The sequence below is a fragment of the Candidatus Defluviilinea proxima genome, from assembly GCA_016721115.1.
GTDB classification, from domain to species: Bacteria; Chloroflexota; Anaerolineae; order Anaerolineales; family Villigracilaceae; genus Defluviilinea; species Defluviilinea proxima.
In genome coordinates this window covers 3,462,200-3,487,645 of record JADKIW010000001.1, presented here as the reverse complement: position 1 = coordinate 3,487,645, position 25,446 = coordinate 3,462,200, and the positions used below count along the sequence as shown (strand labels likewise).

20 protein-coding genes and 1 pseudogene are annotated in these 25,446 nt (G+C 48.1%); 15 read left to right on the top strand and 6 right to left on the bottom strand.

Translation table 11 applies throughout. The annotated features are described in order from the left end of the window. Window positions 1-69 precede the first annotated feature (69 nt). The 13 genes from IPP66_16140 to IPP66_16080 all read left to right on the top strand — a co-directional run bounded on the left by IPP66_16140 (window position 70) and on the right by IPP66_16080 (window position 17,161). Window positions 70-3,351 (top strand): GAF domain-containing protein, encoded by a 3,282-nt coding sequence (locus IPP66_16140; GenBank protein ID MBK9926803.1) that lies wholly within the window; start codon window positions 70-72, stop codon window positions 3,349-3,351. An 8-nt stretch (window positions 3,352-3,359) separates the two neighbouring features. Then, on the top strand, window positions 3,360-4,376 hold the full coding sequence (plsX, locus tag IPP66_16135) for a phosphate acyltransferase PlsX (GenBank protein MBK9926802.1): 1,017 nt from the start codon (window positions 3,360-3,362) through the stop codon (window positions 4,374-4,376). A gap of 60 nt (window positions 4,377-4,436) precedes the next feature. Next, window positions 4,437-4,859, top strand: a complete 423-nt coding sequence (locus IPP66_16130; GenBank protein ID MBK9926801.1) for a GxxExxY protein — start codon at window positions 4,437-4,439, stop codon at window positions 4,857-4,859. A 60-nt stretch (window positions 4,860-4,919) separates the two neighbouring features. Then, complete coding sequence (locus IPP66_16125) at window positions 4,920-5,612, top strand: hypothetical protein (GenBank protein MBK9926800.1); 693 nt, start codon at window positions 4,920-4,922, stop codon at window positions 5,610-5,612. 78 nt (window positions 5,613-5,690) lie between these two features. Then, window positions 5,691-7,250, top strand: a complete 1,560-nt coding sequence (locus tag IPP66_16120; GenBank protein ID MBK9926799.1) for a glycosyltransferase family 39 protein — start codon at window positions 5,691-5,693, stop codon at window positions 7,248-7,250. 168 nt (window positions 7,251-7,418) lie between these two features. Next, window positions 7,419-10,199: a DNA polymerase III subunit epsilon gene (locus tag IPP66_16115; GenBank protein MBK9926798.1), complete on the top strand. Its 2,781-nt coding sequence runs from the start codon at window positions 7,419-7,421 to the stop codon at window positions 10,197-10,199. A gap of 134 nt (window positions 10,200-10,333) precedes the next feature. Further along, window positions 10,334-10,870: an FHA domain-containing protein gene (locus IPP66_16110; GenBank protein MBK9926797.1), complete on the top strand. Its 537-nt coding sequence runs from the start codon at window positions 10,334-10,336 to the stop codon at window positions 10,868-10,870. Between the two features lie 149 nt (window positions 10,871-11,019). Further along, window positions 11,020-11,541 carry an FHA domain-containing protein gene (locus IPP66_16105; GenBank protein MBK9926796.1) on the top strand — a complete coding sequence of 174 codons (522 nt, stop codon included), beginning with the start codon at window positions 11,020-11,022 and terminating at the stop codon, window positions 11,539-11,541. 49 nt (window positions 11,542-11,590) lie between these two features. Then, on the top strand, window positions 11,591-12,031 hold the full coding sequence (locus IPP66_16100; protein MBK9926795.1) for a GGDEF domain-containing protein: 441 nt from the start codon (window positions 11,591-11,593) through the stop codon (window positions 12,029-12,031). Window positions 12,032-12,095: 64 nt separating this feature from the next. Next, complete coding sequence (locus IPP66_16095; protein ID MBK9926794.1) at window positions 12,096-13,910, top strand: sulfatase-like hydrolase/transferase; 1,815 nt, start codon at window positions 12,096-12,098, stop codon at window positions 13,908-13,910. 11 nt (window positions 13,911-13,921) lie between these two features. After that, window positions 13,922-14,770, top strand: a complete 849-nt coding sequence (locus IPP66_16090) for a carotenoid biosynthesis protein (protein MBK9926793.1) — start codon at window positions 13,922-13,924, stop codon at window positions 14,768-14,770. Between the two features lie 2 nt (window positions 14,771-14,772). Further along, a complete protein-coding gene (chrA, locus tag IPP66_16085; GenBank protein MBK9926792.1) occupies window positions 14,773-15,954 on the top strand; it encodes a chromate efflux transporter in 1,182 nt (393 codons plus the stop codon). Between the two features lies 1 nt (window position 15,955). Then, window positions 15,956-17,161, top strand: coding sequence for an MFS transporter (locus IPP66_16080; protein ID MBK9926791.1), 1,206 nt, complete (start codon window positions 15,956-15,958; stop codon window positions 17,159-17,161). 29 nt (window positions 17,162-17,190) lie between these two features. Here IPP66_16080 and IPP66_16075 read toward each other — a convergent pair whose 3' ends face one another. Next, window positions 17,191-18,465 (bottom strand): GAF domain-containing protein, encoded by a 1,275-nt coding sequence (locus IPP66_16075; GenBank protein MBK9926790.1) that lies wholly within the window; start codon window positions 18,463-18,465, stop codon window positions 17,191-17,193. A 95-nt stretch (window positions 18,466-18,560) separates the two neighbouring features. Here IPP66_16075 and IPP66_16070 point away from each other — a divergent pair, with 95 nt between their 5' ends. Next, the gene (locus IPP66_16070) at window positions 18,561-19,322 is read left to right on the top strand and encodes an arylamine N-acetyltransferase (GenBank protein ID MBK9926789.1); all 762 of its coding nucleotides are present in this window, start codon (window positions 18,561-18,563) and stop codon (window positions 19,320-19,322) included. Between the two features lie 11 nt (window positions 19,323-19,333). Beyond that, window positions 19,334-19,750, top strand: a complete 417-nt coding sequence (locus IPP66_16065; GenBank protein MBK9926788.1) for a hypothetical protein — start codon at window positions 19,334-19,336, stop codon at window positions 19,748-19,750. A gap of 58 nt (window positions 19,751-19,808) precedes the next feature. On the opposite strand, the gene IPP66_16060 is transcribed toward IPP66_16065, so the two are convergent. The 5 genes and pseudogenes from IPP66_16060 to IPP66_16040 all read right to left on the bottom strand — a co-directional run bounded on the left by IPP66_16060 (window position 19,809) and on the right by IPP66_16040 (window position 25,437). Then, on the bottom strand, window positions 19,809-20,138 hold the full coding sequence (locus tag IPP66_16060; protein MBK9926787.1) for an SCP2 sterol-binding domain-containing protein: 330 nt from the start codon (window positions 20,136-20,138) through the stop codon (window positions 19,809-19,811). Window positions 20,139-20,195: 57 nt separating this feature from the next. Next, window positions 20,196-21,380, bottom strand: coding sequence for an acetyl-CoA C-acyltransferase (locus IPP66_16055; protein MBK9926786.1), 1,185 nt, complete (start codon window positions 21,378-21,380; stop codon window positions 20,196-20,198). 10 nt (window positions 21,381-21,390) lie between these two features. Further along, window positions 21,391-23,753: pseudogene (locus IPP66_16050) on the bottom strand (enoyl-CoA hydratase/isomerase family protein). Between the two features lie 21 nt (window positions 23,754-23,774). Beyond that, window positions 23,775-24,119, bottom strand: coding sequence for a hypothetical protein (locus IPP66_16045; protein ID MBK9926785.1), 345 nt, complete (start codon window positions 24,117-24,119; stop codon window positions 23,775-23,777). A 46-nt stretch (window positions 24,120-24,165) separates the two neighbouring features. Further along, the gene (locus tag IPP66_16040; protein MBK9926784.1) at window positions 24,166-25,437 is read right to left on the bottom strand and encodes an acyl-CoA dehydrogenase family protein; all 1,272 of its coding nucleotides are present in this window, start codon (window positions 25,435-25,437) and stop codon (window positions 24,166-24,168) included. Window positions 25,438-25,446: the final 9 nt, after the last annotated feature.

Genomic DNA, 25,446 nt, shown 5'->3' with positions numbered 1-25,446 from the left:
GTGAAACGTCTTTTTAGTATCGTAAGCTCTTTTTTTGAACAACTCTTGAGATTGCTCACAGAGCCGTTTGTGATTTTCTCTAAAGCCGAAGAGCGCAGACGTGCCATCACAGCATCTATATTTCTATTATTCTCATTTATTGCGGTCAGCATTGAACAGATCATGACAGGCAACATTCCTTTCATTGCGTTGGTTCTATTGTTCGTTAGTTATTTTTTAGCGCGCACACATTGGTACAAATTTGCTACATTGGTTCTGCTGGTTACGCTTTCTTTTCCATCCTTTCTAATTGCTCTTACCAGACCCAACCCCGAGCCCGATCAAATCCTTGCCGCCTTTGTATGGATCGTTCTACCACTCACCCTTAGTGGGCTGATCTATTCGGTGCAGACCACCATCATCTATAGCACAATAAATATTATCGTTCTAGCAGTGTTGCCTTTTATTCGTTCCGAATTGAATTTCGGGGTTATGGCGCCAGCACTTGGCTTTTACATGCTCGCATCCCTATTCACGATCACTGTGATGGTTCAACGCAACAAGATCGAGAATGACAGGCAAAAGGATTTAATCGACAATCACATTAAACTTAGCGAAGAAGCGTCTCAAAGGGAGAAGTTTGTAGAGAATGCACAACGGCATGCCGATCAACTTATGACCATCAACGAGGTAGGACGTGCTGTAGCGGAATTAAGAGACCTGACGGATCTACTGGAAGTCGTTTACGAACAAGTCAAGAAAGTTGTTAGTGTCGATGCGTTTTATGTTGCTTTATATAACTCAAAAAACAATACCGTCTCCTATCCGATCATGTACGACGATGGGAAGTACTATCCAACAGAGCCAGAGCCAGTTGCCAATCAAAGTTTTATGCACGGTTTCTTGCAAGGTGCAACCGCGTCACTCATTCTGCGCACAAAAGAGGAATTGGTACTACCGATCAAAAGCCATGAGGCAATCGGGAATGAATCGAAGAAATCTGCCTCTCTGCTTTTTGCTCCACTAAAAGTTAGAGAAAAAGTGATCGGGCTGATATCTGCACAAAGTTATACGATGAACGTATACAGTGCAACAGACCTAAAGCTCCTCGAAGGCATTGCTAATCAAGTTTCAGTTGCTATTGAAAATTCCCGGTTATATGCATCAGCGCAACGAGAGCTCGAGGAACGCCAGAACATAGAGGAACAACTCCGCGCTGCAGAAACCCGATACCGGGAGTTGGTGGAACGGATTCCGGCTGTCATTTATAGCGCTGAAACCGGTGACACCGGCCACTGGTTCTATGTCAGCCCACAAATCAAGTCCTTGCTCGGTTTCGAGCCAGAAGAATGGATCACAAACCCAAACCTTTGGTATCAGCAGATCCACCCGGAAGACCGGGATGATACGGTGAGAACTGAAGCTTTATCTCTCGAAAAGGGCCTTAGCATAGAAACCGAATACAGAATGATCGCAAAGGATGGCCGTGTGTTGTGGATACACGATCAGAGCATCAGCGTTTCTACATCAAACGACAAAAAGTTGATCGTACAAGGCATTCTGACAGATATCACTACCAGAAAACAGGCAGAGCTTTTCCTGAAAGAGAGCGAGGAAAGGTATCACAGATTGTTCGTCACAACCCATAGACAGGCACAGGAACTATCCCTTCTTAGTGCGGTTCAAAATACTTTAGCACGTGAACTTGACTTGGATGCTCTCTTTCACAAAGTAGTTGAAGAGATCGCCAAAATGTTCGGCTATATCTTTGTCAGTTTGTATATGCTCGAAGATGGACAACTACATTTGAAGCACCAGATCGGCTACGAGGCCGAAAACGTGCTCGAAACTATCTCACCCACTGAGGGGATTTCAGGTCAGGTACTCAATAACGGACAAGCGGTTTTGATCAAGGATGTAACAAACGAACCGAGATTCCTACGGGCATCCCCACAGATACAATCAGAGGTTTGTGTTCCACTTTTTGACGGAGATGAAATCTGTGGAACACTGAATGTGGAAAGTTCTAGCAATTATCCTTTGAACGAAGATGATCTGCGCTTGATGAACTTATTAGCAGAACAGATCAATATCGCCATTCGTCGCGCACGGTTGTACACAGAGAGAGCAGAAAACCTCGAACGAGAACAACACATCAACGATTTTGCACATGCCATCAGCAGTACTATCGACAACTTGCCGAATGCACTGGAAACAGCCGCAAGGGTCAGTGTGGCGTTGACAGGCGCAGAAACAGGGACTGTCAGCATCATGTCGGCAGATGGGTCCGCCATCGTTAATGCATATTCTTTCAATGAGCACAGGGATATTTCCCGTATCATCCCAAAAGGACAAGGGTTGACGTGGCTGGCCTATGAAAAAAGAAGGCCGATCATTGAAGACGAATATTCCAGACACCCAAATGCAATGCCAGAGTGGATAGCCACCGGAATACACGCGTTCATGAGCATTCCGATCATTAGCGCGGGAAAATCACTGGGTGTAATAGCTGTCTACAAAAGAAAGCCCGGGAGAAAATTTACACCCCGCGACCTTTCCATGTTGGAAGCGATAGCACAGGAAACGGCCATCGCTATTCAGAATGCTCAACTGTTCGATGCACTGCAAAAAGAGTTGATGAAGCACAGAGAGACGCAAGAGCGCTTGGTGCAATCTGTGAAGGAACTTGAAAATAAAAATGCCGAGCTTGAGCGCTTCACCTACACGGTTTCGCACGACTTGAAAAGCCCGATTGTGACGATTGCAGGGTTCCTGGGATTTCTTGAGGAAGACATCAAAAAAGAAAGACACGAAAAGATTCCTCATACGATCAGTCGCATCCGCGAGGCTGCAAAAAAAATGGAGCGTCTGCTCAGTGAATTGCTTGAACTTTCACGCATCGGACGTTTGATCAACCCACCAAAGGATATCCCATTCGGGGAGTTGGTGGAGGAAACGCTTGAGATGGTACACGGTCAATTAACCGAGAGACAGGTTGAGGTTAAGGTAGAGGCGGATCTTCCCGTTGTTCATGTAGACCACGTCCGCATGGTCGAAGTCCTGCAAAACCTTATCGTCAATGCGATCAAGTTTATGGGCGCTCAGGAACGTCCGATCATAGAAATTGGGATGCAGGAAAAAGATGGCAATAAAGTTTTTTTTGTAAAGGATAATGGCATGGGTGTTGCGCCAAAATTTCATGATCGCATCTTTGGGCTGTTCAACAAGCTGGATCCATCGAGCGATGGAACTGGCATCGGTCTTGCACTCGTAAAACGTATCATAGAGGTACATGGCGGTAAAATATGGGTAGAATCAGAGGTTGGAAAGGGCGCAACTTTCTTTTTCACGCTGGAAAATAAAGATCAATAGGAGATATTATGACGACGATCGTTGTGGATGCGATGGGGAGCGACAATTATCCGGGGCCAGATGTAGAGGGCGCTGTGATGGCGGCACGAGAATATGGAGTAAAAATTATTTTGACAGGGGACGCTTCAAAGATTCAACCGATACTTGATTCACACAATGCGGCTGGTCTGCCCATTCGCGTTGTCCACGCACCTGAAATGCTGACGATGCACGACAAAGGCGAAGACCTTGTGATGAAGGCACGCCACAAGGATGCGCAAAATTCAATGGCGGTGGGGTACGATCTAGTCAAGAACGGTGAAGCGGACGCGTTCGTCACGGCGGGCAACACCGGCGCGGCAATGGTGACCGCATTATTTAGGCTCGGGCGCATTCGCGGCGTGGATAGACCCGCGCTCGCCCCTCCCTTCCCTACAGCGAAGGGATATTGCATTGTGCTGGATATCGGAGCAAACCCCGAGTGTAAACCAGAGAATCTTTTGCAATTCGGGATCATGGGCAGTGTATACGCGGAGCGTGTGCGTGGTGTAAAAAATCCGCGTGTGGGGTTGATCTCAAACGGTGAAGAAGCTGGTAAGGGAAGCGAGTTGGTGAAGGCGGCGTATCCGCTTTTGGAGAAGGCGAACCTCAACTTTGTAGGAAATCTCGAAGGCAAGGAACTGTTCAACAGTCACGCGGATGTGGCCGTAACAGACGGCTTTACCGGTAACGTGTTGTTGAAGTCCACTGAGGCGGTTGCCAAACTGATCATCGAAAAGATACGTGACGCTATTAAAGGTGGAGGTCCGCTGACGATCTTAGGCGGGTTGCTCATCAAACCTGCCATGGGCAAGATCAAGAAAATACTTGATCCCAGCGAAGAAGGCGCGGCTCCCTTGCTGGGTATCAATGGCCTGGTCTTTATCGGCCATGGACGGTCGGATGCACTGGCAATGAAGAACGCAGTCCGCGTGGCGAAGGAAGCGGCCGAGTCAAAAGTACTCGACGCGATCAAAGCCGCGATTGAAGAAAATCTAAAGAGATAATTTTGGACACGGATCGCGCGGAGAAAACGGAATATCTTTGAAGCTACGGAAAGAACAAAGATGCAAAATCGTAGTAAATTTGAAGGCAAGCATTCTGAATTAACAGGAAAAATTCTTGGCGCTTTCTTCAAGGTTCATCAAGAACTTGGATATGGGTTTTCCGAAAAGGTATATGAAAATTCCCTGGTGATCTTGCTGAATGAAATCGGCTTGAAAGTGGAGCCACAGGTAGACTTGCATGTTTACTTTCACGGGCAAAAAGTTGGCACATACAAAGCGGACTTGATCGTGAACGATGTGGTTCTGTTGGAATTGAAAGCAGCAGAAAAGATCGTTGAGGATCATGCCGCCCAGCTTTTGAACTATTTGAAGGCAACCGATATTGAAGTTGGGCTGGTGCTCAATTTCGGCCCAACTGCCGAGTTCCGCCGAAAAATTTATGACAATGAACGTAAGGGCTCTCTTTCTTGGATCAAGAAATGATCTTTCCGTAAAAAAAAGAAATCCGCACTTCCGTAAAATCCGTGTCCTAAAAAGGAAAATATGAAAATCATCAAGAACGAAAAACTTATCAAACGCAATTCACAGATCGGCCAGTGGACAAGTCTCGGCGCATTGGCCGTGCTTGGCTTGGGCATGTATATTTCTTTCACACGCACAGACCTGTTCGTTTATTCAATTGTCGCACTGCTCCTGGGCTTTACACTAACTCAAATCGGCATGTACATGGGCAATCGCTATGGACGAAGTCCACGGCTGGACGAACAATTGGACGCAGGACTCAAGGGCTTGCAAAATGAATTTACGATCTATCACTACATTACACCTGCATCACATCTGCTAGTTGGTCCTGCAGGCGTTTGGGTGATTATGCCCTATCACCAACGCGGAGTGGTCACATTTAACAAGAATCGCTGGAAGATGAGCGGTGGTGGATTCCTGCAAGGCTACATGCGCATCTTCGGGCAGGAAAGTCTTGGCCGGCCGGACCTTGAAGCGCAAAGCGAAGTCAACGCCATGATCAATCACTTCCAAAAACAGATGAACGGAACCGAAATCCCAGAAGTCAATGCCATGATGGTCTTCACCAACGAAGATGTCCATATCAACGCAGATGATGCTCCCGTCCCTACGATGAAATTAAAAGAGATCAAGGAATTCTTCAGAAAGAAGATGAAAGAAAAGCCCATCTCGCAAATGCAATTAGCGGCAGTGAAAGCCGCGCTCCCCGAATAATCCCGTAGGGGCACGATATAACGATATATCGTGCCCCTACAATATTCATGATGTGCTTCTTCTACTAAGGATATCAGGATGCAAAAAGACGATACGAATCGTGAAAATACAATACTAAAAGGAACTATCTTACCTGCTCTGCTTTCATTGGTCGGAGCAATTATTGCTTTATATCCCAACAACCCCAATAATGTGCCTGTACCCTCACGCGACTCTGGGGTTTTTCTTTATATTGGATGGCGAATACTTAATGGCGATATCCCATATAGAGATGTATGGGATCATAAACCGCCGTTAATTTATTATATCGATGCTCTTGGCTTATCACTAACGCCCAAATCACTTTGGGGTGTTTGGACGATTGAATTTATCTTTATATTCCTTACGATCCTATTAATCTATAAAGCTCTAAATCGGGAGTTAGGCATTTTCCCTGCCCTAACGGGGACAATCATATTGACATCTGGCTTATTATCAATCATTAACCGTGGTAATGTAACCGAAGAATATGCTCTGGTTTTCCAGGCCCTATGCATCTACCTTTTTATCAGGGCAAGAGAAAAGAATTATCCGCCTATACAGATGTTATGGATCGGTTTATGTGGAGGCATGGCATTTTATTTCAAACAAACGACAATTGGAGTTTGGATCACATTTGTTATTTTGCTGGTACTTACAAGGATAAAGCAAAAAACAATACCGATTTCTGAGTTTATATACTTAATGATCGGATGGTCTCTACCGATTGTTATTTTTACGTTATATTTTTATGTCAACCACGCATTGGGTGACCTTTGGAATCAGGTATTTATCTACAATTTTCTTTATATCAAACAGCGTGATGGTATACGGCACCTAATAGCAACGTTTATCAAGGGGTTTGCCTTTCTAAAGCAAGGCTGGGTTCTATATTTCGCATTGGCAGGTTGGTTAGCCGGGGTCTTCTACCTATGGATTGAAAAGAAAGACTTCTTAAAAGGGAAAAATGCATTAATTCTTTTCTCAGTCGTCGATTTACCAATCGAATTAATGTTTATTTTAGTTTCCAGTCACTCCATCCTCCATTATTATCTTGCCCCTTTACCTGTTATGGCACTTCTGAGTGGTATCGTTATTTACATCATATTACAAATTGCAGGTAAATTTCTACCACGCGGATTCATCCAAAATAATATTATGGGGTTGGGGTTACTCGCCATAGTGATTCTCGCACAAGTACCTAAAGCGAAGGGGTATCGCGAGTACATGGAAAGCCTGGTAGGTACTAGCCGATTACCGATAGCTGAATACATTGTTACGCATACAGATGAGAAAGATAAAGTTTTAATTATTGGAGCAGAAAGCGTTGTAAATTTCCTTACCCAAAGGGAAGCTCCCACACGTTATGTTTATCAATATCCACTAGCCTTAACGGGAAATCAACAAATGTTCGAGGAGTATTTCAATCAAATAATAGAGAATAAACCTGTCTTAATCATCGACACTCGCGGTAAGACAGAGATAACCGATAAACTTTACCTGCCACTACAAAAGAGGTCCGAGGTCGTGAGAGATGGCGTCAAATATCTTGGCGAAAATTACGAACATGTTGCTCAGTTTGGTGATTGGTTTATCTACAAATTAAAGGGTAGCCAGTAATCTCTTTTGTTTTACACCTGCCATGATAGGGACGACTCCGAGAGTCGCCCCTATCATCTTTTATGATACACTTGTTCTACTTCTACGACCAAAAAACACCCCATTTTGAAAAGAGAATTGTCGTGAGCAGATAGCAGGTATCTGCCTGCTCAACGAAATACATGTATTATGAATTCAATCGTAGCCATAGATATTGAAACGACTGGTTTGAGTCAAGACCGCGATGCCATTATTGAAATTGGAGCGGTGCGATTCAAAGGGCATCGCGTAGAGGATGAGTGGACCTCGGTCATCAATCCCGGCAGGCATATCCCAGAATTTATCTCGGGGCTGACAGGCATCACAGATTCAGAAGTTCGCAACGCTCCGAAGTTTCAAGAGGTCAGGAATGACTTGCAAGCCTTCATCGGCGAGGTGCCTGTAGTTGGACATAACGTCCGCTTCGATTTGGGATTTTTGCAAAAGGGCGGAATCGCGCAATATAACGAAGTCATTGATACGTATGAATTAGCCGCTGTGCTCATGCCCACAGCCAGCCGTTACAACCTCGGCGCGCTTGGCAAACAACTTGGTATTCTGCTCCCTGCCACCCACCGCGCGTTGGATGATGCACGCGTCACGATGGCGGCATTGAACAAATTGTTTGAAATGGCGCGCGAGTTGCCACTTGATGTCATCGCTGAGATCGTTAGGCACGGCGAAGTGCTGGATTGGGATGCAAATTGGGCGTTTCAAGAAATCCTGCGCTCACGTGCCAAAGAGGGGATAAAAGCAAAGAAGACCAAAAAGCAAGAGGCATTCTTCGATGACGCCAAATATCCACCACTGAGCAACCCTGATGAGCCTACTCCGCTCAACACAGATGAGGTCGCATCCATTCTTGAGTACGGCGGACCGTTCTCACAATATTTCGAAACCTTTGAGCAGAGACCCGAACAGATCGGCATGATCCGCGCCGTGAGCGATGCGCTCTCGTATGGAAGTCACTTGATGGTCGAGGCGGGCACGGGCGTCGGTAAGTCTTTTGCTTATCTCGTACCATCAGCATTGTTCGCTCTGCAAAACAATACACGTGTTGTAGTTTCAACGAACACGATCAACCTGCAAGATCAACTCATTCAACGCGACCTGCCCAATTTAAGTCAGGCGCTCAACCTTGATTTCCGTTTTGCGGTACTTAAGGGCCGTTCGAATTATCTTTGTCCGCGACGTGTGGAAAATATGCGTCACTTCGGCCCCAAGAACGCAGATGAAATGCGCGTGCTGGCAAAAGTCATGGTGTGGCAACTCAATGACACGAGCGGAGATCGAAGCCAGTTAAATCTCACGGGACCGACCGAGCGTGAGGTGTGGACTCGGATGTCGGCTGAGGATGATGCGTGCACGACCGAAACATGTATCAAACGTGCAGGCGGCACATGTCCGTTCCATCGCGCAAAGTCCGCGTCACAATCCGCTCATGTGCTGGTCGTCAACCACGCGCTTCTGCTTTCCGATGTCGCTACGGGCAGTAAAGTCCTGCCAGAATATTCGCACCTCGTCATTGACGAAGGTCATCACTTGGAATCAGCAACGACCAACGCGCTATCGTTCCGTCTGAGTCAATTTGATATGGATCGCATGATGAAAGAGGTCGGCGGGACAAATGCGGGCGTGCTCGGGCGATTGCTCGGCGAGACGAACGAAACGCTTCGCCCTGCGGACTTTGGCCTGATTCAGCAAAAAGTAAATCGTGCCACCGACAAAGCGTTCCGCATCGAGCAGATGAACCGCGAGTTTTTCAATGTGTTGAGCGAATTCGCGCGCCTGCAACGGGAAGGACAACCACAATCGAATTATGCGTGGCAATCACGCGTACTCCCTGCCACACGGACGTTACCATTCTGGGATGAAGTGGAAATGGCATGGGATGCCACAGGCGAGACCTTACGCAACCTGTTGACCGAACTGGGCGAGATCTACAAAGCCGCCGCCGAGTTATACGCGGATGGGCACGATGAACTCGAAGATGTGATGGGCGATATCAGTAACGTGACGCGCAGGCTGACCGAAGCTGAAGCAAACATCACCGGCATGATCAGCAAGCCTGCCAACGGCATGGTCTACTGGATCGAAGTACAACCCAACCAAAATCGTTTGTCTTTGAACGCCGCGCCATTGAGCGTAGCATCATTAGTTGAAAAATATTTGTGGCATGAGAAACGTTCTGTGGTGCTGACCTCCGCCACATTGACTACACATGGCGAGTTCAAATACATCCGTAACACACTCGGCGCAGACGAAGCCGACGAGATGCAACTCGGTTCGCCCTATGATTATGAAAGCGCGGCTCTACTCTATATCGCCAGCGACATCCCCGAACCAAATCAGAACGGCAATCAACAAATTCTTGACAAGACCATCATCAACACCGCCAAAGCCACGGGCGGACGCATGCTCGTGCTGTTTACATCCTACGCGGCGTTGAAGAAGACATCGCAAGCCATCACGGGACCACTGGCACGGGAAGAGATCTACGTCTATGAACAAGGGGACGGCGCTTCACCGAACGCGTTGCTCGAATCGTTCAAAGCCACGGACCGCGCTGTATTACTCGGAACCAAATCCTTCTGGGAAGGCGTGGACGTGCCTGGCGATTCGCTCTCCGTTGTCTTCATTACCAAACTGCCCTTCGACGTTCCCACCGACCCGCTCATCGCGGCACGCTCCGAAATTTACGAAGACTCGTTCAATCAATACTATCTGCCCGAGGCAATTCTAAAATTCCGCCAAGGATTCGGCCGTCTCATCCGCACCGCATCAGACCGAGGCGTGGTCGCCATCCTTGACAAGCGCGTGATGACGAAGCAATACGGCCGCTTGTTTCTGGAATCTCTGCCACAATGCACAGCAAGACAAGGCCCCGCAGGAAACCTTCCGCGCGAGGCTGGAAAGTGGCTGGGGCTGTAGGTAATACATATTCTTTCCCACCTCCCAACCCACTTACAAAACCGTATTTTTCTTATTGAGAATTTATGGAATTGGGTGTAATATTCCCTTGAAGAATTCGCGACTCACAACATCAAGTTTTTTGGAGTCAAAAAATGAACGCTTCAGGAAAAATTTGTCCCGTTTGCAAGAAAGAAAACGAATTCGCAGTCTCAGTCTGCAAGTACTGTGCCGCGCAATTGGAAGAAATTTCAACGCAATTTGTGGCAATGCCAGAAAGTTCTGAGGAACGTTCCAGCACTCTAGCCACACAAATCGAATCATTCTTCAACGTCGGATTGATCCCTGAAGAAGGGATCGGCATCCACATAGCAGGCGAAATCACGCCGCTTTACATTCCTTTTTCCAAAGAACTTGTGATCGGGCGTGCAATGGAAGCGACATCGACATCAGAAACTCTTCTTGATCTCTCTGAGCAGAACGCTGGCACCTTGGGGGTTTCAAGACGACACGCAAAGATACAACGAACAACATCTGGATATGAAGTCATAGACCTTTCCAGTAGAAACGGGTCATGGCTGAACGCCGAACGGCTCGTCCCAAATCGTCCTTACCCATTTGCAAGCGGATCACAATTGCGTATCGGTAATATGCGCATTCTCATCGCATATCATCCCATACCAAAGGGCTAAAAATAAAAACGAATATCGTCTACATCTACCACATGGGGGGAAAACCACATGGGTATAATTTTCTTATTGAGATTTTGTACAATTGAGTGTAATATGTATTTGAACATATCAGCAACCATTAACCACATCACACCGATCGAGGCAGGAAAATGACCGTTACCAAAAAACGCTGTCCCGCTTGCAACAAAGAGAATGACGAACAAGCCACAATCTGCATGTATTGCGGCAAATGGCTCGAGGAAGTTTCAACAGAATTTGTAGGGATACCCGATGCTTCCGACAGTGCTCAAGATGTGAAAATAGAGTCTTTCATTGACCTTGAATGGATACCTGAAAACGGGATCGGTATTCAAGTAGCGGGAGAGCCCACTCCCATTTATGTACCCGTCCGCAAGGACCTGATCATCGGGCGAACAACAGAGTTCACCCCTCCCACAGATAATTTTCTCGATCTCGCCAATCTGAATGCTGGCCACATGGGAGTATCAAGACGACATGTAATGATCAAGCGGCTCGAATCTGGATACGAGGCGATTGACCTCACCAGTAGTAACGGCTCGTGGCTGAACGATAGACGGCTCGTCCCCAATATCCCTTATCCCTTCCCAAGCGGATCACAACTACGCATGGGAAATATGCGGCTTCTCATCATGTATCGTCCTAAAAAGTAATCGTCCACGGCACTGTTTTAGCAATACGCTGGGATAAATCAGAGGTCAGATGAAAAAAGACGTCTTGCTCAGAACCCAAATTTACAACGAGGAAATCTTTCGTATCTTGATGGACTATGAGATCCTGCGCACCATTCGATATCAAACTCCACTATCACTGATCTATCTTGAAATGACACATCAGGTCTCAGACGGGAAAGACGCTCAATCCACATCATCAATTTTCGAAACTGCATTAAGTTCACGCTTGCGCGCAGTCGATATCCCCACCCGCCACGAAAAAGGATACTTGATCCTGCTTCCCATGACGAATGAAGACGGAGCCAATACTGTACGCAATAGACTCCTTACGATCTTTGAAAAAGAATTCGAAACAAATAACGGTAAGTCAGTGAAATTCTCTCTTCAAATCGGGCTCACCTCCCACAACGGAGGCCCAACACTCATGAAGGAAGCTTTGCTCGAGGCCGCCAAACGAAATCTCCAGTAATTCTGTCTGGGGGGGCAAAATCAATAACATTTTCAACATAAGGGGTGTAAAATATCCCGATTCTATGACCCCAAATTCCCCTACAAAAAACAACTTACTGTTTCTCTTCAGCTTTACCGTGCTCACTGCCTATTTCCATGTTTTCATGGAATGGCTGTTCTTCGTCACAAAGCCATCCACCCTTTCTGTGCTCTCACTATATGAAAAGCTAAAAGCGCTGGTCGTGAGCGGTGGTGTGATAGCTTTCATCCTGCTGATACTCTTTTCCATTTTCCTCATCCCTGCTCGAAAATGGAAATCCATCGGCTATGTCCCGTCCGCACTTATGTTATCAATCAGCGCACTCATTCTGCTTGATAACTTTACCTACACACTTTTCAAGCTCGGCATCACCTCAACCCTTGAAGGATGGCGGATCATTTACACAGTGGCCTTCATCCTGATCTTTATCTGGATGTTCCGATACGCCCAACGGACAGCACCCACACTCAAAAAGTCCGCCTCTTTTCTGACCTTCGGCCTGCTTGCTGTTTCATTGACCGGGATACTAGCGATTTACAATTCCCGCGCTCCCTATTACAGCGGATTCAAGATCAAGCCTCAAAAAACTTCAGCCGAACGCCCCAACATTATCATCCTCGGCGCCGATGGCCTCAGCGCAAGTTACCTCTCCGCCTATGGGAGCGAACTCGAAACCACGCCATTCATTGATCAACTTGTAAAAAAATCTCTTGTAGCTGAGAACGCCTTCCCCAACGCATCCAGCACCACCGCGTCCACTACATCTACTCTCACAGGCAAGGAACCGGCCGAGGTCGGTGTATACCGCTATCCCGATATTCTGACCGATGAAGATTCATTCGAACACCTACCGGGCATCTTGAAACATCAAGGGTATCTAACTGTGGAGATCGGCGCACCCAACTATGTCGACGCCACAAAGCTCAACTTGATCGATGGTTTTGACATCGTCAACAACCACTCCGTGAAGCAACCCGCACTCGATGCGCTCAGGTCTGTGCTGGGCAACTCCCCTTCCACCTACTTCATCCAAACGATCACAGAAAGGATCACCGAGCGCTTGCTCCATATCTTCTTTATTCAGGATATGGTCAATCCTTTCGAGCAGGTAAACAACCCCAAGTCCCGCATGACCGATACGCAACGCATGGACCAGATCATGGATCTGTTGGAACACTCCGAGCGTCCACTTTTCGTTTTCAGTCATTTCATGGATACACACGGCCCCGTCTTCTCCTCCGAAAAAAATGGCGGCCTCATGGAGACGACACCCGCAGGCAAAGAGCCAAAGTGGGATGTAAAACTTTATCAAAAATCGATCCAGAGTTTCGATAAGCACGTACAAGAATTGTTCACATATCTGGCCGAATCTGGCAAACTGGATAACACCATCGTCGTCATCTACACCGATCATGGCTTCAAATATGTGACCAATCAACGTATCCCCATCATCATCCACTTCCCAAATAACGAACACAATGGAAAATTTAAAAATAACGCGCAGATCATTGATATCCCTGTCACACTGCTGGATTATCTTGGCATAGCAAAACCCGAGTGGATGACAGGCGCATCCATGCTAAGCACTGAAGTACCTGCCGATAGAAAGATCATCAGTATTACGGCTGGCTCACCAAAAAAGATAAAACCACCGTTCTACCAGATCAAGATCGTGCAAGTGATCGTATGCCAAAAGTGGTATGCCTTGAATGTGCAAGACAACACCTTTGAAAGCGGTTTGATCGCAAACCACACAGCCCCCTGTGAGGATAAGCCCCTGCCCTCCGTTGAAGAGATCCACCCCTTGATGTTGGAATATCTCCAATCGTATGGGTACGATGTTGATTCGATCAAGTAAAGGAGAGTCTCGTGCCAAACACATATTTCATTCTCTTCGAGGTCATCATCTATATCCAATTTGCTTTGTGCCTTCATCATGCATGGAAACATGGCACAGCAAATTTACTCAGGCTATTTGCGGGCATTCTTTTTGGCGTGTCACTTGAGCTTGCTACGATCCGTCAACTGCATGTCTATCAATATGGCCAATTCCTCATCATGGTTCTTGATGTACCGCTATGCATCGGTGTGGCATGGGGGTGCATTCTGTATAGCGCAATGGAATTTTCCAACGCAAGCAGTCTGCCCTATTGGACGCGCCCCATTCTTGATGGTCTGCTTGCCCTGAACATCGACCTTGCCATGGACGCTATCGCCATCCGCTTCGGGTTTTGGGATTGGGGTCAGGGCCTTGAGTTTCAATACTTCGGCGTACCATTCGCGAATTTCTGGGCGTGGTTCTGGGTCATCTTTTTCTTCTCGCTTGGGTATCGCATCTTTGCCCGTCGCAAAGATTGGGTCGGCACTTGGGTCTCTCCCTTGCTGGGATATGTCATTGGTCTTGCAGGCGTCTTGGGAACTAATGCGCTGATCGTATTCGGCGTCGCGCCTGAATATCGAAACGTGGTCATCTTCTCAGCACTCATAATTGCGCTTGTGTCTGCACTCGCACTACGCCCAAAGTTTTATCTCGCCCCGGTCCCATCATTGGCCTTTTGGGTTCCAGCCCTTACACATCTTTATATTCTCATTGCGGGGTTAGTCTCTGGTGTCATGCTTGATCCGCCATTTCTTTTGCTTGTGGGCATCGCGATGAGCGTTGTTGCATTCTATTTACATCTCCCCACCATTCGCCAAATTCTCCCATCAAAGCAATAGCGATGACGTCAGCCATCCCACATCAAAGCTACGCTAATATTTTCTTACGTTTCCTCAAGTTCGGCTTTCTCGCCTGGGGTGGGCCTGTCGCACAGATCGCCATGATCCGTCAAGAAATCGTGGATGAAGAAAAATGGATCTCGCCAGAAAAATTCAATCGCGTCCTTGCTGTCTATCAAGCCTTACCCGGGCCTGAAGCACATGAACTGTGTGTCTACTTTGGCATGATCGCAGGCGGACGTCTCGGGGCCATCCTTGCAGGCCTTGGGTTCATGCTTCCGGGCTTCGTCTTAATGCTTGCCATTTCATGGTTCTATGTTGCCATTGGCATCGGCTCACCCATCTTCCAATCAGTGTTTATGGGCATGCAACCAGCCGTCGCCGCGCTCATCGTCCGCGCCGTGCATCGCATTGGCGGTCACGCACTTCACGATCACAACTGGCTATGGGATATCGCCTTCATTGCCGCACTCGCACAACTTCTTGGCATCAACTTTCTCATCACACTTATCCTTGCAGGCTTGATCTACACTTTCCACAAAAACAAAACCATCGCATGGATTCTTCTGATCGGTTTTGTGACGTATCTCGCCTTCGTTGGATTTTCAACACTGCAAGCAACTTCAACTCAAACAGCCGTTACTGCCACCCTCACAAAACCCGCATCACTCTTAACTTTATTCTGGTCCGGCCTCAAAAGCGGACTCCTCACTTTTGGCGGCGCATACACTGTCATCCCGTTTCTCAGGCATGACGCCGTCCAAGTCGGTGCATGGATGACCGATGCGCAATTTCTTGATGGGCTTGCATTATCCAGTTTACTTCCAGCACCATTGATCATCTTCTCCACATTTGTTGGCTATATTGGCGGCGGTGTAGTAGGCGCGGTTATCATCACAGTCGCGATCTTCACTCCATCCTTCGCCTTCACCCTGATCGGACACGAATACGTTGAAAAATTGGTCGATAATCAATCTGCTCATGCTTTTCTCGATGGAGTTACGGCAGGTGTCGTTGGGTTGATCAGTGCAACTGCATTGGGCATCCTGAGTCAAACCATCATCGGGATCCATGCATGGATCATCTTCAGCGTTGGCTTGATCATCTTGTTCCGTTCCAAAGCCAAATGGACCGTTGCGACAGTCGTCGTTGCCGCAGGGTTGTATGGTATGCTGTTCTTATAAAATGGACATTCGTCTTCTCTTCTCCACACGCATCATCCGTCTCTTCTGTTATGGATTTCTCTCCGTCATATTGGCGCTATATCTCATCGAAACGGGACTCACCGAATCGCAGATCGGGTTGTTGTTCACGTTCACGCTCATCGGCGATGCAGGAATCTCATTGTGGTTGACCACATCCGCAGATAGATTCGGGCGAAAAAAGACTCTGGTTGTTGGCGCCATTCTAATGGCAGGAGCAGGCCTCGGCTTCGTCCTGACGCGGAACTACATCCTATTAATCATCGCGGCGGTCATCGGAGTCATCAGCCCAAGCGGAAATGAGATCGGTCCGTTTTTGTCTGTGGAACAAGCCAGCCTTTCACAACTTATATCGAACGAAAAACGAACAGGGTATTTTGCCTGGTACAACCTGGTAGGTTCATTTGCCACTGCACTGGGCGCACTGACGGGTGGATGGTTGGCGCAAGCATTACAAGACAACGGCTGGACAGCGCTTGAGTCATATCGCCTTGTATTGATGGGATATGCATTCGGTGGCTTTATTTTATTGGTCTTGTTTCTCAACCTATCGCATGCCATCGAGGTGACAACACAACCCGACACGACCAAACGTGTACTCGGCTTGCATCGCTCTCGCAAAGTGGTTTTTAAACTCAGCTCGTTATTTGCGCTCGACGCATTCGCAGGTGGTTTGATCGTGCAGAGCATGATGGCGTATTGGTTCCATGTGCGTTTCGGCGTGGACGCAGGCACACTCGGAAGTATTTTCTTTGGCGCTAATGTTCTCGCGGGCGTTTCAGCGTTACTTGCGGTTCGCATTGCAAACAAGATCGGTTTGATCAACACAATGGTCTTCACTCATATTCCGTCAAACATCTTGTTGATCCTCGTGCCTTTGATGCCAACCCTGCCGCTCGCCATTGGCGTTTTACTTTTACGTTTTAGCATCTCTCAAATGGATGTGCCTACGCGTCAATCGTACACGATGGCTGTTGTAGACCCCGACGAACGGTCCGCTGCTTCGGGCGTCACTGCCATTGCGCGCTCCATTGGCGCGGCGATTTCCCCGATGTTAACTGGTTTATTCTTCACTATACCTGCATTATTAAGTGTCCCATTCATATTGAGCGGCGGCTTGAAAATCGTTTATGATCTGCTATTGTTTCGTGAATTCCGCGCTGTAAAGCCCCCAGAAGAAAAATCATAAGGGCGGGGAGACCCCGCCCCTACAAATCATCAAACAGATGTGTCGTTCATCTGCAAAAATGCTTCCACAACCTGCGGATCAAAGTGTTTCCCTGCACCCGCTTTGATGCGCTCACGCACTTCTTCAGGTGGCAAACCCTTGAGGTACGGGCGCTCTGATGCCAACGCATCCCACACATCGACCACAGGGAAAATACGGGCCGCAAAAGGAATCTCTTCTCCTTTCAATCCTTCAGGGTAACCCGAACCATCCCACCGTTCATGGTGATAATGAGGAATATCGATCGCGGGGAGCAGAAAGTCGATTCGTTTGAGCATATTGTATGCATATACGGGATGCTGTTTTATTAAGTCCCGCTCTGCATCTGTCAACGGCCCTGGCTTCAAAAGGATCCCATCAGGGATCGCCATCTTGCCAATATCATGCAACAACGCCCCACGTCGAATGTGGATCAAGTCATCATCATTCACGCCCATGAATTTAGCCAACCGCTCCGTCAAAATGCGAACGCGTTGTGTGTGCCCTTCTGTCTCTTTATCACGCATATCAAGCGCGCTGACCCAACCCTCCAACGTAGCCTGATATGCATCTTCCAATTCCCTGTTCTTCTCCTGCAAGTCATCGAACAATTGGGCATTATCAATCGCCACAGCGGCCTGATCTGAAAACGCACGGATCAAACCCAACTCGCGTTCCTGAAAGATTCCCGAACGCGCGCGATTATCCACATAGATCACGCCGATCAACTCGTTCTTGATCTTCAACGGCGCACATAAGATCGAGCGCAATTGATATGCGGCCACACTCATTTGATTTTCAAAACGTGGGTCTTCCTGTGCATTCGTGGTTAGGATCGCCTCGCCTGAGGCCGCCACCTTTTCCACAATTGTCCCGCTGACCTTGAACGCTTCTTCATCCAGGTTGACATGATCGATCCCGCGTGCGATCCGTACTCTCAACTCTCCGCTGGGTTCTCGCAACATCAGGAAGCCGCGCTCGGCACGCATCAACCCGATCAACGTATCCATGACTTCTTCGAGCACGCGCTTCAACCCTAATGAGGAATTGATTGCTCGTCCAATGCCCATCAACGCCCCAAGCTGAGTCTCCCTATTTTTCAATTGATCGGAAACTGCCTGCTCCAGATCAACCAATGATTGCACAATACGACTTACATCGCGGATGATATTTGCACTTTCCTGTCCCCCAACTTTGGCAAGGCTTGCTGTTGCGCTCATTAGAAGCGCTCGTATATCTTGAAAACTTTTTTGAATGGATGGGATATCAGTAGGACGCTTAAACATACGAACTCCATCTTGATAACACTAAAAGACCTTGTTATTAATGATTGTAACTTATATCTTAAATTCAACACAACGACCGTTATAATCGCGTTGAAATGAACATTATCACCTATTTGGATCGTATTACATTTGTTGAATCTATAAAACCAGACGCTCAAACTTTACGCGGGTTACAAGCCGCGCACATGCAAAGTGTTCCTTTTGAGAATTTGGATATTGGCTTGAAACGCCCAATCCACATCCACGAGGAAGCCATCTGGGAAAAACTCATAGTCAATAAACGTGGCGGATTTTGCTACGAACTCAACGGGCTCTTCGCATGGTTGCTGAAGCAAATTGACTTTGATGTCACCTATCTCAACGCCCGTGTCTTTGACCGTGAAGGAAATCCAGGAGTGGATTTCGATCACCTCGCATTGCTGGTGCAGGCTCCGGATGAGTCTGAGCGATGGTTAGCAGATGTTGGCTTCGGCGATTCGTTTAATGAGCCGCTATCCATTGAAAATCTCAACGAACAAGTACAAGGATTACGTGCCTATCGTATTGAGCCAGCCCAGAACGGCAATATCGTCTGGCAAAGAAATTATAATGGTGCGTGGGAGCGTCAATATTTTTTTGACCTGCAACCCCACAAGTTCCCAGAAGAATACGAGGCTACTTGTTTGTATCACCAAACATCGCCCGAATCGAGCTTTACGCGCGGAAGCATTATCAGCCGCGCCACACCCGATGGACGCGTATCACTTGAGAAGGACAAACTGATCGTTACGAAAAACGGACAACGCACTGAGAGTCCTGTCAAGTCCAAAGAGGAATATCACTCGTTGCTGGAAAAATATTTTAGTGTTGTTTTATAAAAGGAGACCTTATGACCGTAGAGAACTATCTGGCTGAGGCAGGTGCCTTGGCAACATTGGCTGGTGTTCTGGCTGGCTTCGCAATATCTGCCGTCATCCAATTGCTTTCAACAAATTCAGATGGCAAGCTAACCACTGCCACGATCCTGACCTTTGCCGCATCCGCGGTGATGTTCCTATATTCGTTGATCGTATTTGTTTTGACCTTTGCGGCAACAGCTGAACAAAACCGCGTCATCACCGAACTGGACACACTTGGCGCGATTGCTGTACTTGTACTGCTGGGAGCTGTTTATGTGTTTCTTGTCGCTATCGGCCTCGCAGGCTGGATCCGCTCAAGGTCATCAGGGACCGTTACGTCAGTATTCGCTGTAATCACCATGTGCCTAACTTCGTTCGCAATTTTTTCAGTGTTGTCCGTTTTTTAGTAATGCCTGAATCAAAAAGACTCCTGTTGCAGGAGTCTTTTTGATTCGCTACAAGTAATTACTTGATCTTGAACATGCTCATCATCTTCATTGCAAGGTTCAGGTCACCGCCCAGTTTGAGCTTCCCCTGCATGAAGGCTTGCATACCATCCAATTCGCCCGTGAAAAGTTTGACGTAATCTCCCGAATCAGCCGTGAGGGTCATTGTGGCCGTACTGGCGGGAGCGCCCTGCGACACGGCACACTTACCATCCGCAATGGACGCATTCCATTCACCCGCTTCGTCTCCCGTAAACTTGAAGTGGATGATGGCTTTCACTCCCTGTGCCTTTTCAGGGACGAACGCTCCGGGCATTTTCTCCATGAGTTGTGATACTGTGAGGGGCATAATTATTTCTCCTTGTAATGTTTTGTAGGGGCGGGTCTGAGCCCTGCCCCTACGTGGTTAATTCTGTAAATTCTCAAAGATCGCTGCGGCACCCATACCGCCACCAATACACATCGTGACCATTCCGTATTTCGATTTGCGGCGACCCATTTCGTAGATGAGTTGAGTTGTCAATTTTGAACCCGTGCATCCAAGCGGATGACCGAGGGCAATCGCGCCTCCATTGACGTTGACCTTGCTCTCGTCGATCTCCAATGTACGAATGACTGCGAGCGATTGTGCGGCAAAGGCTTCGTTCAATTCTATCAGGTCAATATCATTGAGCGTCAATCCAGCAAGTTTCAGGGCTTTGGGAATCGCCACAATGGGACCGATGCCCATCAGCTCAGGCGGTACGCCTCCAGCCGCAAACGAGACAAATCTCGCTAACGGAGTTAACCCAAGTTCAGCGGCTTTCTCAGCAGACATAACCATCACCGCCGCCGCGCCATCGGACATTTGCGATGAATTGCCCGCAGTGACAACGCCACCTTCCTTGAAGGCTGGTTTGAGTTTGGACAACGCTTCGATGTTTGTATCCGCACGCGGACCTTCATCTCGCTTCACAGTGAAATTCTTTTTGACAGGTTTCTCATTTCCATCGAGTTCCGTTACTTCAACATCAATCGAAACAAGTTCAGGATCGAACAGCCCAGAGTTGACAGCTTGCGCTGCTTTCTGATGACTCTTCAACGAGAACTCGTCCTGGTCTTCACGGCTGATACCATATTTGACGGAGACATTCTCAGCGGTGAGTCCCATGTTAGTGTAGTAATGCGGCAAGTCTTGTGCAAAGTGCGGATTCGGCGCGAATTTATATCCCGCCATCGGCACCATCGTCATGGATTCGGCTCCACCTGAGATACCGATTTCGATCTGACCAGATTGAATCGCGTACGCAACGTGCGCAATGGACTGTACTCCTGAAGCACAATAGCGATTGATCGTTTCAGCGGGAACTGAATCAGGCAAGCCTGCACGTAACGCGATCATACGCGCCATGTTGAGTCCCTGCTCGCCTTCGGGGAAGGCACAACCAATGACCACATCTTCGATCTGGGCGGGGTCAAGATTCGGCGTCCGCTTGAGCAAGGCTTGGATGGTCGTAGCAGACATCTCGTCGGGACGAACCGTGGCAAGTCCTCCACGTTTGGCTTTGCCTACGGGAGTCCGTACTGCAGAAACAATTACTGCGTCTTTCATTGTCATCTCCTTAATTTCGTAACGGCTTGCCCGTTTGCAAAATGGACCACATGCGCGCTTGCGTCTTCTCTTCGCCGAACAAAGACAGAATCGCTTCACGTTCGAGATCGAGTATGTACTGCTCACTCACCCACGTAGGCTTTGTAAGTTCGCCGCCACACATAACATACGCGAGTTTGCCCGCCACATGATGATCGTATTGCGTGATGTATTGACCTTCCTTGAACATCCACGCACCGATGCGAATGGCAGCAAGCGCATCACGACCCGCGGCATAGATGAGCTCGGGCGCGGGCGGTTTGTATCCAGCGGCGAGCATGTGCAAAACTTCCTTCTTCGCTTCAGCAAGCAAGTGACTGCGATTCATCACGATGCGATCGGAGGGTTGAATGATATTCATACCGCGCGCTTCTTCGGCACTGGTAGCGACCTTCGCTTGACCCATTTGCAGAAATGCTTTTTGTAACGCGGCAAGTGGCTCGGCATTTTCAACTCGCATCACTGGGTTCACAATACGACGCAGCATTTCTTTCGTGCCCGCGCCTGCAGGGATGACACCCACGCCGAGTTCAACGAGTCCGATATAGGTTTCTGCCGCGGCGACGACTCGCGACGCATGCATCGTGATCTCGCATCCACCACCGAGCGTGAGACCTGCAGGTGCAACCACGATCGGTTTCGGCGAATAACGCATGCGCATGTTCGTATCCTGCAACTTACGCACCGCACCGTCGAGCATATCCCACATGCCTTGTTGCGCTCCGACCACCATCATAAACAGGTTCGCACCCGCGCTGAAATTTTCAGCTTCGTTGCCGATCACAAGCCCATCAAAATTTTTGAGATGCTCAAAAGTCTCAGTCGTCATGTTCATGATGTCTTCGTCGAGCGAATTCATCTTGGTATGAAACTCAAGACACGCAACGCCATCGCCCATATCGCGCAAAGTTGCACCCGCGTTTTGCGCCACGATCTTTTGCTGTTTCAGAACGATCATACCTTCGGGCTTTTTCAGCTTTGCATACTTGCCCTTGACCGCATCATACACGCCAACCATCTCACCGTTCTTATATTGATAGAACGACTCGACGCCGCTCTTCAACATCTCGTTCACCCATTTCGCGGCAGGGTACCCGCGGCTTTCATCTGCTTCACCGTCTCTTTCACGCCGAGCATGTCCCACATCTCGAACGGACCTGCCTCGTGCATGAAGCCCCAACGGATTGCATCATCAATTGGTTTCACTGTATCCGCGACTTCGGGAATAATAGACGATGCGTACTGGAAACTTTGATACGTCAACGCTTTGACTAAAGTCGCCGCCTTATCATCCGCTTCCAACATGACCTTGAGCCTGCCCGCCAAATCCTCGACATCTTTCGCCGCCTTGACCGAGTCAAAGCGCGGCTTGGTCGGCGCGGTGTGTTCGAGTGTATTCAGGTCAAGAGACAAGAATTCTTTCTTGCCTTCAGCATTACGGACTTCTTTATAGAAACCAACCTTAGTCTTATTGCCAAGCCACTTACGCTCGATCAAAGTGGAGATCAACTTATTCGGTGCTTCGGCTTTGAGATATTCCTGCCCAAGCTTGTCATGCGGAATCAATGGAGCAAGGTTGCGACCGACATGATCCCATACGTCAACGCCAACAAGATCGATCAAGCGAAACGTGGCAGTCTTCGGTCGCCCCATCAACGGACCTGTCAACGCGTCCACTTCATCCACGGTGTAACCGTTCTTCATGATGAAGTCCAACCCGAAGGCGCCCGTGCCAAACGCGACACGATTGCCGATGAAGTTGGGCGTGTCTTTGCACAAGACAACGCCCTTGCCCAAACGATACTCACCAAAATGACTGATGAACTCAACCACATCGTTAGACGTATCTTTGGTCGGAATCACTTCCAACAGTTTCAAATAGCGTGGCGGATTGAAGAAATGCATTCCAAGGAAATGTTTCTTGAATTCCTTTGAGCGCCCTTCCGCAATAGCATGTACGGGAATACCCGATGTGTTCGTCGAAACGATCGTATTCGGCTTGCGAATCTCGTCTATACGCGCCATCAAATCCTGTTTGATCTTGAGATTCTCAATGATCGCTTCACAGACCCAATCCGCCTCGGCGACTACGCTGAAATCGTCTTCGAGATTTCCCAACTTGACCAATGTCTTCAATTCAGAAGACATCAAATTGGCAGGCTTGGCTTTCAAGCAAGCTTCCCAACCGTTATTGACGATCTTGTTTTTATCGCCATCCTTCGATGGAATATCCAACAATGTCACAGGGATGCCCACATTTGCAAGATGCGCCGCAATGGACGCACCCATCGTCCCTGAGCCGATGACTACTGCTTTGTGAATTTGATATTTCATATCAACTCCTTGCTTCCACATCTATCTAGAAGAAAAACGATTGATTAGTTTCTGGCATGCGTCAAATACTTCATGACCGACTCTTGCTTCATACTCAGCGATCTCTTTATCCTTCTCAACCAACACCTTTTCATTCCAATATTTTCTCTCATCACCAATTGGCAGATTATCTGTCTCTGAGTCAATACCAATGAAAAGCACAAAGTCATCGTCAATCTGTTTAAACAACTCGTAATGCAATCTACTCAACGTTCGTGCACCTAAGAGAACGCTAGTTTCACCACACAAGATCGCTTCACAGACATCAACAACCTGATTTTGAACGGTGAGTAAATATTCACGGTGTTCTTCATTCGCTTCAGCCATAAAGTTATCACTCTATCAGGAGCAACAATGTTGTGTCTTGCTCGAATTACCTCAAATCCTTCCCGCTATAGCCCAAAATCTGACGCGCCACCACAAGGCGATTGATCTGTCCCGTACCTTCATAGATGTCTGTAATTTTTGCATCGCGGAACCACTTCTCTGCAAGGAATTCACGGCTGTAACCGAGCGGACCCAAAATCTCGACCACCTTCTGCGTGATCTTCGTGCCCACGTCGCCAGCCTTCACCTTGCTCATCGAAGCCTCCAACGCGTTCGACTTTTTATTGTCCGCCATCCACACCGCCTTGATAACCATTAGCCACGCGGACTTGAGCATGATCTCCATATCGATCACGTCACGTTCAATGGATGTCAATTTTTGACGCGGCAATCCATATCGAATTTGGACACCATTCTCTGCAAGTTTTTCCTTCAAAAATTCAAGCGCGGCTCTTGCCACGCCGATACCTGACGCCGCCACGAGAGGCCTCGTCGCATCGAAGGTTGCCATTGCACCTTTGAAGCCGGTTGTCGTTTTCTCAACGGTTGGGCTTCCAAGAATGTTGTCATACGGAACACGCGCATCTACAAGTGAGATCGCCGCCGTGTCACTGACACGAATACCGAGCTTATGTTCCAGCTTGGCAATTCTTACACCGGGCGTTCCACTTTCCACAACGAATGCACGCATCCCACCACGACCAGCTGTCGGATCAATGCTCGCCCACACAACGATAAAGCCTTTACCAAGTTTTTCATATTCTGTGAAAGACTTATCGCCACCAGTGACAAAGATCTTCTCACCATTGAGCACCCATTCATTTGTCTTTTCATCCAATACAGCTCGTGCTCGAATAGATGATGTATCCGAACCCGCTCCCGGCTCGGTCATACACATCGCCGCAAATGTGGGCTTCTCTTCCATAAAACGGGCAAGGAATTTAGCACGCTGTTCAGGAGTCCCTGCCGCCTGTACTGCGGCGGCACCAAGCCCGCCACCCGGAGTAATGAGATACATACCTACATCACCCCAAGCAAGCGCTTCGATCTGCGAGGCTAATACCTGATAAGCAATTGGCGGCCGCTTTTCCTTTTTCTCATCACCATTATGCCCGTTATCCTTTTCCTTTGGTGGCGCCAGTGAACCAACTCCCAAGGATTTCATGGCTGTGTGCATGAATTCAATGTAATCCCAGGGAATCTCGTGCTCGTTCTCATCGAAGTAACGTGACTTCGACCTCATCATCTCTTCGCCGACAGTCTTCAACATGAACTGCACTTGTGTGATCGGTTTGGGGGCTTCAAATTCGATTGGCATCTCGTCCTC